The sequence below is a fragment of the Nonomuraea phyllanthi genome, from assembly GCF_006334985.2.
GTDB classification, from domain to species: Bacteria; Actinomycetota; Actinomycetes; order Streptosporangiales; family Streptosporangiaceae; genus Nonomuraea; species Nonomuraea phyllanthi.
In genome coordinates this window covers 936915-951271 of the sequence record NZ_VDLX02000001.1, presented here as the reverse complement: position 1 = coordinate 951271, position 14357 = coordinate 936915, and the positions used below count along the sequence as shown (strand labels likewise).

Below are 14357 nucleotides of genomic sequence, written 5' to 3'. Positions count from 1 at the left end.
GCCGAGCGGCCGCTCGACCCGGGAGAGCCGCGGCGGATGGACCGGCTTTGACGAGCCTTCACGAGCTTTACGAGCGCATGAGCCGCGGTGGTCCGGCATATCGGTGAGCGCGGCACGAACGGGATGGTGACATATGAGGGGACGTGAGCTGCGGGGCGAACTCGATGCGTTCCTGGCGGAGACGGAGCAGGACCTCGTGGCGTTCCGCCGCGACCTCCACATGCACCCCGAGCTGGCCTTCGCCGAATATCGCACGACGCAGCGCATCGCCGAGCGGCTCACCGCCGCCGGGCTGGCCCCCTCGGTGCTCCCCCGCGGCACGGGCCTGATCTGCGACGTGGGCAGCGGCGACGGCCCGACCGTCGCGCTGCGTGCCGACATCGACGCGCTGCCCCTGCAGGACGAGAAGGACGCCCCCTACCACTCCACCGTCGAAGGCGCCTGCCACGCCTGCGGCCACGACGTCCACACCACCGTCCTGCTCGGCACCTCGCTCTTCCTCGCCCAGCAGGCCGCCGCCGGCCTGCTGCCCGGCCGAGTGCGGCTGATCTTCCAGCCCGCCGAGGAGTTGCCCGGCGGCGCCCTCGAGGTCATGGCGCAGGGCGGGCTCAAGGACGTCGACCGCATCTTCGGCCTCCACTGCGACCCCCGCGTCGACGTCGGCCAGGTCGGCATCCGGCCCGGCCCCATCACCTCCGCGTGCGACAAGCTGGTCGTCCGGGTCTCCGGCCCCGGCGGCCACACCGCCCGCCCCCACCTGACCGCCGACCTGGTCTTCGCCCTGGCCAAGATCCTCACCGAGCTGCCCGCCGCCCTGTCGCGCCGCATCGACCCCCGCTCCTCGCTCAGCCTCGTCTGGGGCAAGGTCGAGGCGGGCACGGCGGCCAACGCCATCCCCGACGCCGGCGTCGCCGCCGGCACCGTGCGCTGCCTCGACGAGGACGCCTGGCACGCCGCGCCCGACCTGATCAAGTCCCTCCTGGAGTCGGTGGCCTCCGCCTACGGCGTGGAGGCCACGATGGACTACACGCGCGGCGTTCCGCCCGTGGTCAACGACGAGGTCAGCACCGAGATGCTGGCCGAGGCCGCCGAGCGCGCGCTGGGCGCGGGCGCGGTGGTCCCGACCCAGCAGTCACTCGGCGGCGAGGACTTCGCCTGGTACCTCGAGTCGATCCCCGGCGCGTTCGCCCGGCTCGGCACCCGCTCGCCCGGCGGCGTCACGTACGACATCCACCAGGGCACGTTCGACGTGGACGAGAAGGCGATCGCGATGGGCGTGCGGGTCATGGCCGCCACCGCGCTGACCGCGCTGTGGGAGGTCGGCCCGCTCGACTCGGTCACCACCACCGCCATGGCGTGACCACCGGCAGCCGCAGCGACGACCGCCCCGGCGAGACCGTGATCCTCGTGCCCGGAGGGTAGCGCAGGGTGTAGTCGGGGTCGGTCGACATGATCACCAGGCCCAGCCGGTGGCCCTTCTTGACCAGGTAGTCCGTCGGCTGGAAGTCCCAGGTGAAGGTGTACTCCTTGCCCGGGCGCAGGGCCTCGGTCCGGTCCGGGCGGTGCCGGTTGCGCACGTCCAGCCAGCCCCTGGTGACGATCTTGTACGGGGTCGTCGCCGTCCCGAGCGCCCTGAGCGTCGTGCAGCCGGAGTCGCCGGGGACGCTCTCGCCGTAGCAGTAGGTCTGGCCCGTCGAGACCAGGCCGCCGGTGGGCCGCACGTCCGTGCCGTAGTCCACCAGCAGCGCCGTCAGGTAGGGCGCCGCGCCGCCGGCCAGCGAGGCGCGCACCGACACCGTGGGGGTGCCGGAGATGCGCACGTCGGCGGGGAGGTCCCCGGTCAGGTACGCCAGCCGGTTCGGGTCGGGCCCCGTGGCCTCCACCAGTTCCTCGGCCGTCCTGACCTTCTGGTCCGTGAACGTCTCCCTGGCCGACCTCGGGCTCGGCAGCAGGCCCAGCGCCGAGTCGCGGCCCAGCCGGAGCGGCACCGTGACCGCGCCGGGCAGCGGCCAGGAGGCGTGCCGCTCCCACCGGCCGGGCGCGATCTCCACGTCCGCCCGCGGCTCGCGCATGACGCCGGAGTCGATGCCGTACAGCCAGTGGTCGAACCAGCCGTGCAGCTGCCGCAGCCACTCGGCCGTGCGGAAGCTGAACGGGCTCATGTGGGTGCCCTGGTGCAGCCAGATCTTGCGCGGCACGTGCCGCTTGGCCAGGGCCTGCCACCACTGCGCGAACTGCTTGGTCTTGACGTTCCAGTCGTTGAGCCCGTGCACGAGGAAGACGCTGGCCTTGACCCCGCCGACGTCGTTCAGGTAGTTGCGGGCGTCCCACAGCGGGCCGTAGTCGCCGGTGACGCGGTCCTGGGCGGCGGTGATGTCCTCGATCAGCGCGCCGCAGGCCTCCTGGCCGTTCTGCCTGGTCAGCACGTACTTGGCGAGCACGTCCAGGTCCTCGCCCTGGTAGCCGCCGGGGGCCAGGACGCCGCCGTTGGCGCGGTAGTAGTCGTACCAGCTGGAGATGGAGGCGATCGGCACGATCGTCTCCAGGCCCTCGACGCCGGTCGAGGCGACCGCGTTGGCCAGCGTGCCGTTGTACGAGACGCCGATCATGCCGACCTTGCCGGTGGACCAGGTGGCCTCGACCGGGTTCCCGCCGGCGTCGAAGCCCTTGGCGCGGCCGTTGAGCCAGTCGATCGCGGCCTTCGGGCCGGCCGTCTCGTTGCGGTCACCGGAGGTGGGGCAGCCGGTGGCCCGGCCGCTGCCGAGGTTCTCCACGAGCGCGATCGCGTACCCGCGGGGCAGGAAGTAGTTGTCGTAATAGCCGTCGAACGGCTCGGCGGCCAGCTTGTCCGCCGCCACGGTGAGCGCGGGCAGCGGGTTGCCGCTCTCGTCCACGTCCACGGGGTGGTTGGCGACGTCGTTGCCGCCGGCGAAGTACGGGCTGGCCTCCATGATGACCGGGACCTTCAGCCCCTGGTCGGTCTCCTTGGGCCGGAGGATGTCCACGGCGACCCGGTCCGGCAGGCCGTCGTCGTCGCTGTCGGTTCCTTCGACCTCCACGAACACCGTCTCCTTCACGGCGTCCGCGCGGGAGAAGACCGGCTGGGTGGCGTTGTCCTCGACCGCGATGGCCGGGGTGCCGGCCGCGGCGGGGGCGGTGCCGCTCAGGGCCACGACGAGCAGCGCGGCCACGGGTAAGGTCAGGGCCTTCCAAGGATGCATGCGGGGCTCCGGGATGAGATTTCCACCGTCTGTCGGAATCTCCGTCAAGATCGGCCCCGACACAAGGGGCGAAGTCGGGACAAATCTTGTCCCGACTCGCGGCATGTGTCATGAATCATGCTTCAGGTCACGGACGCGAGTGATGTCGATAACGGAGCGGTTTCGACCCTGTGTGCCAGTTTGGTTCGCCCTGGTCAAGCAACTATCTTCCGTGCAGGTGCCGTACGTGTTTCTTCTCTTCGCGCCTGCGATGAAGTCCGACGGCGGGGAAACGGAAGGGAGTCGCCTTGCTCGGCAAGCGATTCAACAGGATGGCGATCGGCTCCGTGGCCGGCGTCATGCTCATGGCAGCGGCGGCCTGCGGCGGCGGCAGTGGTGGGGGCACCACGGCCAGCGAGGCGCCGAGCAGCGAGGCGTCGGAGAGCACGCTCAAGGTGGGCCTGGCGTTCGACGTCGGCGGGCGGGGTGACAAGTCCTTCAACGACGCGGCCTACGCCGGACTGGAGAAGGCCAAGACCGACCTCGGCGCGGAGATCAAGGAGCTGAGCCCGACGGCCGACGGCTCCAACCGCGGTGACCTGCTGCGGCAGCTCGCCGACGCCGGCTACAACCCGATCATCGGCGTCGGCTTCGCGTACGGCGACGACATCAAGAAGACGGCGGCCGAGTACCCCGACATCCAGTTCGCGGTGGTCGACTCCGCCTCCAACGGCCCCAACGTGACCGGCCTGCTGTTCGCCGAGGAGCAGGGCTCCTACCTGGCGGGCGTGGCCGCGGCCACCAAGTCCGAGGCGGACCACGTGGGCTTCGTCGGCGGTGTCGAGAACGACCTGATCAAGAAGTTCGAGGCGGGCTTCGTGGCGGGCGTGAAGTCCGTCAAGCCGGACGCCAAGATCGACATCAAGTACCTCACCCCCGACGGTGACTTCTCCGGCTTCAAGGCCCCCGACAAGGGCAAGGTCGCGGCCGAGAAGATGTACCAGGACGGCGCCGACATCGTCTACCACGCCGCCGGCGACTCCGGCCTCGGCGTGTTCCAGGCGGCCGCCGCGGCCAAGAAGAAGGCCATCGGCGTCGACTCCGACCAGCGCCAGACGGTCAAGGAGACCAACCTCCAGGGCGTCATCATGACCTCGATGCTCAAGCGCGTCGACGTCGGCGTCTTCGAGTTCATCAAGGCCTTCCAGGGCGGCGCCAAGGGCGGCACGAACGTCACGTACGACCTCAAGGTCGACGGCGTGGGCCTGTCCACCACCGGCGGCGAGATCGACGACATCAAGGACAAGCTCGACGCGGCGAAGCAGGACATCGTGGACGGCAAGATCACGGTTCCGACCAAGCCGTAACCGGGGTAGGAGTGACAGCTGAGGGCCCGGAGTCCCCACTTCGGGCCTTCTGTCTATCCCCCGCCCCCCGCTAGGAGAGGCAATGAGTGCTGACACCCTGGCCACGGCGCGACCCGCCGTAGAGCTGGAGGGCATCACCAAGCGTTTCCCCGGTGTCGTCGCGAACCACGACATCCGCATCACCGTCCGACCCGGCACGGTGCACGCCATCGTGGGGGAGAACGGCGCGGGCAAGTCGACGCTGATGAAGATCCTGTACGGCATGCAGAAGCCGGACGAGGGCACCATCAGGGTCAACGGCGAGGAAGTGAGCTTCCGCACGCCGAGCGACGCCATTGAGGTCGGCATCGGCATGGTCCACCAGCACTTCATGCTGGCCGACAACCTCACCGTGCTGGAGAACATCGTCCTCGGCGCCGAGCCGAAGAAGTTCGCCCGGCTCGACACCGCCTTCGCCAGGAGGCGCATCACCGAGCTGGCCGAGAGCCACGGCCTGCGGGTCGACCCCGACAAGCTCGTGGAGGACCTCGGCGTCGGCGACCGCCAGCGCGTGGAGATCCTCAAGGTCCTCTACCGGGGCGCGCGCATCCTCATCCTCGACGAGCCGACGGCCGTGCTCGTGCCGCAGGAGGTCGAGGAGCTCTTCCAGAACCTGCGCGAGCTGAAGTCCGAGGGCCTGACCGTCATCTTCATCTCGCACAAGCTCGACGAGGTGCTGGGCATCGCCGACGAGATCACCGTGATCCGGCGCGGCACCACCGTCGCCAGCGTCGATCCCGGCGACGTCACCGCACGCCAGCTGGCCGAGCTGATGGTCGGCAGCGAGCTGCCCACCCCGGAGACGCGCGAGTCCACCGTGACCGACGTCGTGACGCTGAAGATCGGCAACCTCACCATGGGGGCCGACGGCCACCGCCCCGGCGCCGACCCCGCCAAGCTGCGCGAGGAGGGCAGGCGGCTGCTCCTCGACGACGTGTCGTTCGAGATCCACCAGGGCGAGATCCTGGGCATCGCCGGGGTCGAGGGCAACGGCCAGTCGGAGCTGATCGAGGCCATCATGGGCATCCGGCCCGCGCACGGCACCATCGAGCTGGCCGGCCAGGACATCAGCGGCTGGTCCACGCTGCGGCGCAGGGAGTCCGGCATCGGCTACATCCCCGAGGACCGCCACCGGCAGGGCCTGCTGCTGGAGGCCTCGCTGTGGGAGAACCGCGTCCTCGGCCACCAGACCAGGAAGCCCGCGCGCCGCGGCATCTGGGTCAACCGGCGCGCCTCCAGGGCCGACACCCAGCGCATCGTCGAGGCGTACGACGTCCGCACCCCCGGCGTCGACACGCTCGCCCTGGCCCTGTCGGGCGGCAACCAGCAGAAGCTGATCGTCGGCCGCGAGATGAGCGGCGAGCCGAAGTTCCTCATCGCCGCCCACCCCACGCGCGGCGTGGACGTCGGGGCGCAGGCCGCCATCTGGGACCACCTGCGTGACGCCAGGGCGGCCGGGCTGGCCGTGCTGCTCATCTCCGCCGACCTCGACGAGCTGATCGGCCTGTCCGACACGCTGCGCGTCATCTACCGGGGGCGGATCGTGGCCGCGCTCGACCCGACCGACATCACGCCCGAGAGGCTGGGCGGCTACATGACCGGCGCCATCGCCGGCACCGAGGAGTCGTGATGCCCGCAGGGCTCAACCGGGCGCTGCTCACCGTCGTCGGCGCCGTCGTCGCCATCGTCCTCGCGATCGCGATCTCCAGCGTGGCGATCATCGCCGCGGGCGCCGACCCGGTCGCCGCGCTCACCGCGTTCTTCGACTTCGGCGCGAGCGAGCGGTCGGTGTCGAACAACATCGCGGCGTTCCTCAACCGGTCGGTGCCGCTGTTCATCTCCGGCCTGGCGGTGGCCGTCGGCTTCCGCATGAACCTCTTCAACATCGGCGTGGAGGGCCAGTACCGCCTCGCCGCCATCGTCGCGGCGTACGTGGGCTCGACGTTCACCGCGCCCGCGCCGATCCAGATCGCGGTGATCGTCGTGGTCGCGGCGGCCGTCGGCGGCCTCTACGCGCTGATCCCCGCGGTCATGAAGGTGACCAGGGGCGTGAACGAGGTCATCGCCACGATCATGCTCAACTACATCGCGATCAACCTGACGTCCTTCCTCGTCCGGGGGCCGTTCGCGGGGGAGCGCGCCGAGGGGCAGCTCACGACGACCACCCCCAAGCTGGGGGAGTCGGCGATGTTCCCCAACATCAACTTCATCTTCGACTGGTTCGGGCAGCCCCCGCCCACCCGCGGCGGCGGCGTGTGGGGCTTCCTGCTCCTGGCGGTCGTGCTCGGCGTGGTGGTCTGGGCGGTGCTGGAGCGCACCCGCTTCGGCTTCGGCGTCAAGGCCAGCGGCCTCAACGGCCCGGCGGCGCTCGCCTCGGGCGTCGACCCGAGAAAGATGATCATCGCGGCGATGGTGATGTCCGGGGCGATCGCCGGGCTCATCGGCCTGCCCGAGATCCTCGGTGACAGGGGCGCCTTCAACTCCAACTTCACCGCCGGCCTCGGCTTCCTCGGCATCGCGGTGGCCCTGCTCGGCAGGAACAAGCCGGTCGGCATCGCGTTCGCCGCGCTGCTGTTCGCCTTCCTCGACCGGGCGCAGGGCGCGCTGCAGATCGCGGAGGTCCCGGCGTCCGTGGTCACGATCATCCAGGGCGTCATCGTCCTGCTCGTGGTCGTGGCGAACGAGGTGACCAACCGGCTGGCGCTCAGACTCGAAGAACGGCGGGCCGCCCAGCAACTCGGCAGCAACACTCCGGTTGAGGTGGCGGCATGACGCGGATCGGCAAGTACCACGTGGCGCTCATCGGCGTCGCCGCGCTCATCCTGCTGATGTCGCTGGTGCGCGTCGTGACGGGCGAGGACGACATCACCTCGTCCGGCACGTTCGGAGCGGCGCTGATGCTGTCGGTGCCGATCGGCCTGGCCGGTCTCGGCGGCCTGTGGTCCGAGCGGGCCGGCGTCGTCAACATCGGCCTCGAAGGCATGATGGTGCTCGGCACCTGGTTCGCCGGGTGGGCCGGATACCAGTGGGGCCCCCTGGCCGCGCTGCTGGCCGGGCTGCTCGGCGGCGCGCTCGGCGGCCTCATCCACGCCGTCGCCACCGTCACGTTCGGCGTCGACCACATCGTCAGCGGCGTCGCGATCAACCTGCTCGGCCCTGGCATCACCCGCTTCCTGTCCGAGGTCCTCTACAAGGAGGGCACGCCGGCGGCCGAGGCGGGCGCGGGCATCACGAGCTCACCCGCGATCGGCTCCCCGCCGAGGCCAAGCCTGCCCCTGCTGTCCGACGGGCCCGACCTGCTGGGCAAGCTGGAGCAGACGCACTGGTTCCTGCTCTCCGACATCGCCGGCATCCTGCGCGGGCTCACGCACAATGTGAACGTGCTGGTCATCCTGGCGGTCCTGCTGCTGCCCCTGACGTTCTACGTGATCTGGCGCACGGCGTTCGGCCTCCGCCTGCGCTCGGCGGGCGAGAACCCGTGGGCTGCCGAGTCGCTGGGCGTGAACGTCTACCTGATCAAGTACCTCGCGGTCGTGATCTCCGGCGCCTTCGCCGGGCTCGGCGGCGTGTTCCTGGTCTTCGTCTCCACCAAGTACGTCGAGGGCCAGACGGCCGGGCGCGGCTTCATCGGCCTGGCCGCCATGATCTTCGGCAACTGGCGTCCCGGCGGGCTCGCGATCGGGGCCTCGCTGTTCGGCTACGCCGACGGCCTGCAACTGCGCAGCAACGGGGCGATCACGTCGTTCTTCCTGTTCGGCGCCGTGCTGCTGCTCGCCTACCTGGTCATCATGGCCCGCCGGATGCTGGCGCCGGGCCGGCCCGCCGACCTGGCGGTCAGGAGCGCCAAGGACTACACGCTGATGGCGGTCGCCGCCGCGGGCATGGTCGTGCTCTTCTGGCTGTGGCTGACCGTCGACCAGCTGCCCAACGAGTTCGTCTTCATCACACCACACGTGCTCACGCTGCTCGTGCTGCTGGTGGCGTCGCAGCGCCTGCGAATGCCCAAGGCCGACGGCGTGAGCTATCGCCGGGGGGAGCAACATTGACCACCATCGACTGGGACGGCCTGCGGGAGGCCGCCGCCGAGGCCATGCGCAGCGCGTACGCCCCGTACTCGAAGTTCCCCGTGGGCGCGGCGGCGCTGGTGGACGACGGAAGGGTCGTCACCGGCTGCAACGTCGAGAACGCCTCCTACGGCGTGGGCCTGTGCGCCGAGTGCGGCCTCGTGTCGGCGCTGCAGGCGTCGGGCGGTGGCCGGCTGGTGGCGTTCACCTGCGTCGACGGGCACGGCGAGCTGCTCATGCCGTGCGGGCGCTGCCGCCAGCTCCTCTACGAGTTCGGCGGCGAGGAACTGCTGGTCGAGACCGTGGACGGGCCGAAGCGCATGGCCGAGATCCTGCCGTACGCGTTCGGCCCGCAGGATCTCAGCCGGAGCGCCTGATGGACGCCATCGAGGTCATCCGCGCCAAGCGCGACGGCGGGGAGCTGACCGCGGCCCAGATCGACTGGGTGATCGACGCCTACACCCGCGGCGGCGTCGCCGACGAGCAGATGTCCGCGCTGGCCATGGCCATCCTGCTCAACGGCATGAACCGCCGGGAGATCGCCGGCTGGACCCAGGCCATGATCCGCTCGGGCGAGCGCATGGACTGGTCCGCGCTCGACCGGCCGACCGCCGACAAGCACTCCACGGGCGGCGTCGGCGACAAGATCACGCTGCCGCTGGCGCCGCTGGTGGCGGCCTGCGGGGCGTACGTGCCGCAGCTGTCCGGCCGTGGCCTCGGCCACACCGGCGGCACGCTCGACAAGCTGGAGTCGATCCCCGGCTGGCGGGCCTCGCTCTCCAACGACGAGATGCTGCACGTCCTGCGCGCGGCGGGCGCGGTCGTCTGCGCCGCCGGCTCGGGGCTGGCGCCGGCCGACAAGAAGCTGTACGCCCTGCGCGACGTCACCGGCACCGTCGAGTCCATCCCGCTGATCGCCTCGTCGATCATGTCGAAGAAGATCGCCGAGGGCACCGGCTCGCTCGTCCTGGACGTGAAGGTGGGCTCGGGGGCGTTCATGAAGACCCCGGAGACAGCCAGGGAGCTGGCCGAGACCATGGTCGCCCTCGGGACGGACGCCGGCGTGCGCACGGTGGCGCTGCTGACCGCGATGGATCGGCCGCTGGGGCGCGCCGTGGGCAACGCGCTGGAGGTCGCGGAGGCCGTCGAGGTGCTCGGCGGTGGCGGGCCCGCCGACGTGGTGGAGCTCACCGTACGGCTGGCTCAGGAGATGCTGGAGGCCGCCGGGGTGTCCGCCGGAAAGGACCCCGCCAAGGCGCTGGCGGACGGGTCGGCCATGGACGCCTGGCGGCGCATGATCGCCGCCCAGGGCGGTGACCCGGACGCGCTGCTGCCCCGCGCGGCGGAGACGCTGACCGTCTCCGCGCCCGCGTCAGGGGTGCTGACCCGGCTGGACGCGTACGCGGTGGGCCTCGCGGCATGGCGGCTGGGGGCCGGGCGGGCGCGCAAGGAGGACCCCGTCTCCTTCGGGGCCGGCGTCACGCTGCACGCCAAGCCCGGGGACCTGGTGCACGAGGGACAGCCCCTGATGACGTTGCACGCGGACGAGACCGGGAGGTTCTCGCGGGCGCTGGAGGCGCTGGAGGGGGCCTACGCGGTGGGTCCGGTGGACGAGGAGCGGCTGCCCCTGGTGATCGACCGCATCACCGCCTGAGCCGCCCCCTCAGGCACGCCCCTGCCGCTCGGCCCGCGCGAGCTCAGCGCGTCAGCGCGGCCGGGGCGTCGTCGAAGATCTCTGTCAGGACGGCGCGCTGCGTCGGGAGCGCCTCGGCGTGGCGGGCCCGGCCGGCCTCCGTGATGCACACGAACACGCCGCGCCGGTCGGCGTCGCACACCACGCGCGACACGAGCGCGGCCTTCTCCAGGCGGGCGACCACCCGCGACAGGGCGCTCTGGCTCAGGTGGACCTCGTCGCAGAGCTCCTGGATGCGCAGCTTCCTGTCGTGATGGACCATCCGGTCGAGCACTTCGAACTCGCTCGGCCCCAGCCCGTGCCGATCGCCCAGCTCGCGCTCCAGCGCGCACATGGCCTTGCTGTGCTTGGCCAGGACGTAATGCCAGGTGTCGACCACGAACTCCTCGTCCATGTCGCGGAGGTTACCACTTCGCCAAATCTCATGCAACGGCATTAAATTCTCTTGCATAAGATGCACCTGCATGTATTGTTCTGTCCCATGTCTTCTTCCTCATCCCGTTGGGGCGCGCTCGCCGTGCTCTGCGCAGTGATATTTCTTGACGCCCTGGACGTCTCGATGGTCGGCGTGGCCCTGCCCGCCATCCAGCACGATCTGGGCCTGAGCACGTCCTCCTTGCAGTGGGTGGTCAGCGGCTACGTGCTCGGCTACGGCGGTCTTCTGTTGCTCGGGGGCAGGACCGCCGACCTGCTCGGGCGGCGCAGGGTTTTCCTGGTCGCCTTGGGTGTCTTCGCCGTGGCGTCGTTGCTGGGTGGCATTGTGGACGACGGCGGGCTGCTGATCGCGGCCCGGTTCGTCAAGGGGGTGGCCGCCGCCTTCACCGCTCCCGCGGCGTTGTCGATCATCACGACCACCTTTCCCGAGGGGCCGGAGCGCAACAGGGCGTTGAGCATCTTCACCGCCTGCGGCGCAAGCGGCTACTCGCTCGGCCTCGTGCTGTCCGGCCTGCTCACCGAGATCGGCTGGCGTTGGACGCTGTTGATGCCGGTGCCCGTCGCGATCCTCGCGCTGATCATCGCGCCGAGGGTGCTGCGCGGCAGGGACGAGCGGGCCGAGGGCGGCCACGACCTGATCGGCGCCGTGCTGATCAGCGCGTCTATGCTGCTGCTCGTGTTCACCGTCGTGCAGGCGCCCGAGGCCGGTTGGGCCTCGCTCCAGACGATCGGCTCGCTGGTCGCGGTGGCGGTGCTGCTCGGCCTGTTCGTGCTCGCCGAGCTGCGGACGCGCCACCCGCTGGTACGCCTCGGCCTCCTGCGTTCCGGCCACATCGTCCGCGCCAACCTGGGGCTGCTCATCCTCATGGGCTCGTACGTCGCCTTTCAGTTCGTGGCCATGCAGTACTTCCAGAACCTCCTCGGCTGGTCCGCCCTCGGCACGGCCATGGCGTTCCTGCCCGCGGGCCTGCTCGTCGCGGTCACCTCGACCAAGATGGGCGACTTCGCCGACCGGTTCGGCACCGGCAAGCTGATCGTCATCGGCTCCGCCGCGCTGGCCGGCGGGTACGCGTTCTTCCTCGGCATCGACCGCGACCCGAGCCTGGGCGGCCTGGTGATCCCCGGCATGATCCTCATGGGCACCGCGTTCGCGCTGTCGTTCCCCTCGCTCAACATCCAGGCCACCAGTGGCGTGGACGACGACGAGCAGGGGCTGGCCTCGGGACTGCTCAACACCTCCGGCCAGGTGGGCGGCGCGATCGTGCTGGCCGTGGTCACCGCCGTGCTCACCTCGGGCGGCGGCGAGACGCTCTCGATCGGCGCGCTGCGCTCGGCCATCGTGGTGTCGCTGGTGCTGGCCCTGGTCGGCCTGGCGATCTCGGCGACCGGCCTGCGCGCCCGCCGGGTCCCGGCCGTCGGCCAGGCGGAGCGGGAGGCGCCGGTCTACGAGACCGTCTGACACGGGCCCGCTCCGCGAGACCGCCTGGTCACGCGGACGGGCTCGACGGGCCCGCCTGGTCACGCGGACGGACTGGACGGCGCCGCCTGGTCACGCGGACGGGCTGGACGGGCCGCCGGGCGACACGGCGGGCCCGCGCTCATTCCAGCGCGCCGATCGGCGAGTCGTAGTCGAGCGGCTCGATCTCGTAGTCCGCGGACTCGCTCGTGCCCGACCGCACGTCGACCTTGGTCAGGACGGCGTACTCGTCGTCCGTCTGGCGGACCAGCACCTCGTCCGCGCTCAGCCAGCGCTCCACCGCGAGCACCTGGTAGTCGTCGATCGCCGTACGGCGGCCGGTGACGCGGCCCGTACGGGCGTCCATGGTGACGAGCCTCTCCCCCTCCGCCACCAGGGCCAGCGTGCGGCCGTCGGGGGAGAGCGCGGCGCCGTACGCGATCAGGTCGGGGTCGATGCGGTAGCGGCCCGCGGGGCCGTTCGCCCGCTGGACCGTGAGCGTGGTGAGGGAGGCGTGGCCCGGTACGTTCTCCACGTCCCGCTCGTCGCTCACCACCCGCGTGCCGTCGTCCCCCACGGCGAGGATCCTGACCTCGCGCCCGGCGCTGTGCCTGGTCACGCCGGTGTCGAAGTCCAGCACCGCGCTGTCGGCCGCGCCGAAGTCGAGGGCGAAGTAGCGGCCGTTGGGGGAGGACGTGATGTGCGGGAGCGCCTCGCGGTGCCGCAGGTCGATCGTCCTGACCGTCCCGGTGCGCAGGTCGCGGACGACGTACGAGCCCTTGAGGTCGCGGTAGGCCAGGCGGTGGCCGTCGTGGCTGATGGCGAGCGGCAGCGTGGCGAAGGTCGTCTCGTCGTAGCCCGACCGCGCGCCCTCCAGCCGCCACTCCCTGCCCGACGTGGTCACGAGCCGCCACTGCTCGCAGGGCCTGGGGTCGCTGGAGTTCCTGGCGCGGCCGCCGCCCTCGCACCAGCCCAGGTACGCCGAGCCGATCGGGTCGTCCAGCGTGGCCGGCAGCGGCTCGGGGACCTGGTCGGGGGTGGCGTCGAGGGCGGTGGCGGGCATGCGGTCGAGGGTGTCGGCGATGGAGCTCAGGCCGGCCACGACCAGGGCGGCGAACGCGCCCACCGTACCCAGGGACACGGCCGTCCACGTGGCCAGGCGGATCCTGCGGCGCCTGGCGAGACTGCTCAGGACGGGTTCGGTGAGACCCGTACGCGACATCTCGGCCGCCACCCGGATCAGAGCGGCGCGCAGTCCTGGCTCGTCTGCGGCCGGTACGAAGTCCCTCGCCTGGACAGGCGCCGCCCACGCCGCAGGCGCACTCACGGCTTCCCCGCCCGGCGTCTGCCCGCCCGCCGGCTCCGTGTCCGTTGGTTCCGTGTTCGCCGCCTGCCCGCCCGCCGGTTCTGCGCCTGCGGTCTGCCCGCCCGCCGGCTCCGCGCTCGGCGGCTGCTCACCCGCTGATACCGCTCCCGCCGGTCCCGCGCCCGCCCGGTCCGAGGCCGGCGGCGCCGCGCCTGCCCAACCCGAGGGGGCCGCCCATGGCGCATGGATGTCCGCCGGCCCCTCCTGAGCGCCCGCCGCCGGCGGCGCTTCGGCTGCCGACAGGCCGTCGGCGAAGAGTTCGGGGTGGGCGGTGCGTAGCCGGGTGTATGCCTGGTGGGCCTCCGCGTCGAGTACGGCGGTCCACAGGCCCGTGACCGCCGTCGCCTGCTCCGCGGTCAACCCGTCGTGAAAGCGCGCCACCAGCGCGGCGCGCGCCTTGGGCGGCAGCGCGGCCAGCGCGTGGCCCCCGAGCGCGGGCGCCCCCCTGACGCCCAGGTAGCGCCCGTACAGCTCCCGCAGCGCCGCATGGACGGGGTCGTTCCAGCGGACGGAGGACCAACGGCGGCCCACCGCGACGAGGGCGGCGACCGCCAGGTCGTGGGCGCGGTTCTGGTCGGCGGTCAGCAGGTACGCGGTCCTGGCGAACGACGGCCCGTAATTCGCCAGGAAAATCGGTAAATCAGAGGCTTTATTCATGTAGTTGACTCCTTGTGGGCTGTTCAGCGTAGAGGGCGGCATCGGTCCCGCGAAAGGCCGGGAAACCCGCGCCCAACGGC

At 71.3% G+C, this 14357-nt stretch carries 11 protein-coding genes; 8 read left to right on the top strand and 3 right to left on the bottom strand.

The genetic code is table 11. The annotated features are described in order from the left end of the window. Window positions 1–133: 133 nt before the first annotated feature. Window positions 134–1360: a M20 family metallopeptidase gene (locus tag FH608_RS04470; RefSeq protein ID WP_139628519.1), complete on the top strand. Its 1227-nt coding sequence runs from the start codon at window positions 134–136 to the stop codon at window positions 1358–1360. Here the strand turns inward: FH608_RS04470 and FH608_RS04465 are convergent. Further along, a complete protein-coding gene (locus tag FH608_RS04465; protein ID WP_139628517.1) occupies window positions 1338–3221 on the bottom strand; it encodes a Xaa-Pro dipeptidyl-peptidase in 1884 nt (627 codons plus the stop codon). The two genes, FH608_RS04470 and FH608_RS04465, sit on opposite strands and share 23 nt — an antisense overlap. A gap of 287 nt (window positions 3222–3508) precedes the next feature. Between FH608_RS04465 and FH608_RS04460 the strand changes: the two genes are divergently transcribed. From FH608_RS04460 to FH608_RS04435, 6 genes are all read left to right on the top strand, one after another. Beyond that, window positions 3509–4567 carry a BMP family lipoprotein gene (locus FH608_RS04460; protein ID WP_139628515.1) on the top strand — a complete coding sequence of 353 codons (1059 nt, stop codon included), beginning with the start codon at window positions 3509–3511 and terminating at the stop codon, window positions 4565–4567. 82 nt (window positions 4568–4649) lie between these two features. Beyond that, window positions 4650–6236, top strand: coding sequence for an ABC transporter ATP-binding protein (locus FH608_RS04455; RefSeq protein WP_139628513.1), 1587 nt, complete (start codon window positions 4650–4652; stop codon window positions 6234–6236). Next, window positions 6236–7378, top strand: coding sequence for an ABC transporter permease (locus FH608_RS04450; protein WP_139628511.1), 1143 nt, complete (start codon window positions 6236–6238; stop codon window positions 7376–7378). Before FH608_RS04455 ends, FH608_RS04450 begins: the two co-directional genes overlap by 1 nt. Next, window positions 7375–8652, top strand: coding sequence for an ABC transporter permease (locus FH608_RS04445; RefSeq protein WP_139628509.1), 1278 nt, complete (start codon window positions 7375–7377; stop codon window positions 8650–8652). Before FH608_RS04450 ends, FH608_RS04445 begins: the two co-directional genes overlap by 4 nt. Then, window positions 8649–9047, top strand: a complete 399-nt coding sequence (locus tag FH608_RS04440) for a cytidine deaminase (protein ID WP_139628507.1) — start codon at window positions 8649–8651, stop codon at window positions 9045–9047. Before FH608_RS04445 ends, FH608_RS04440 begins: the two co-directional genes overlap by 4 nt. Further along, window positions 9047–10324, top strand: coding sequence for a thymidine phosphorylase (locus tag FH608_RS04435; RefSeq protein ID WP_139628505.1), 1278 nt, complete (start codon window positions 9047–9049; stop codon window positions 10322–10324). Before FH608_RS04440 ends, FH608_RS04435 begins: the two co-directional genes overlap by 1 nt. A 43-nt stretch (window positions 10325–10367) precedes the next feature. Here FH608_RS04435 and FH608_RS04430 read toward each other — a convergent pair whose 3' ends face one another. Then, window positions 10368–10757, bottom strand: a complete 390-nt coding sequence (locus tag FH608_RS04430; RefSeq protein WP_139628503.1) for a MarR family winged helix-turn-helix transcriptional regulator — start codon at window positions 10755–10757, stop codon at window positions 10368–10370. Between the two features lie 87 nt (window positions 10758–10844). On the opposite strand from FH608_RS04430, the gene FH608_RS04425 reads away from it, so the two are divergent. Beyond that, complete coding sequence (locus FH608_RS04425) at window positions 10845–12257, top strand: MFS transporter (RefSeq protein WP_226898952.1); 1413 nt, start codon at window positions 10845–10847, stop codon at window positions 12255–12257. 139 nt (window positions 12258–12396) lie between these two features. Here the strand turns inward: FH608_RS04425 and FH608_RS04420 are convergent, their stop codons facing one another. Beyond that, entirely contained in the window at window positions 12397–14277 is a 1881-nt protein-coding gene (locus FH608_RS04420; RefSeq protein WP_139628501.1) for a hypothetical protein, read from the bottom strand. Window positions 14278–14357: the final 80 nt, after the last annotated feature.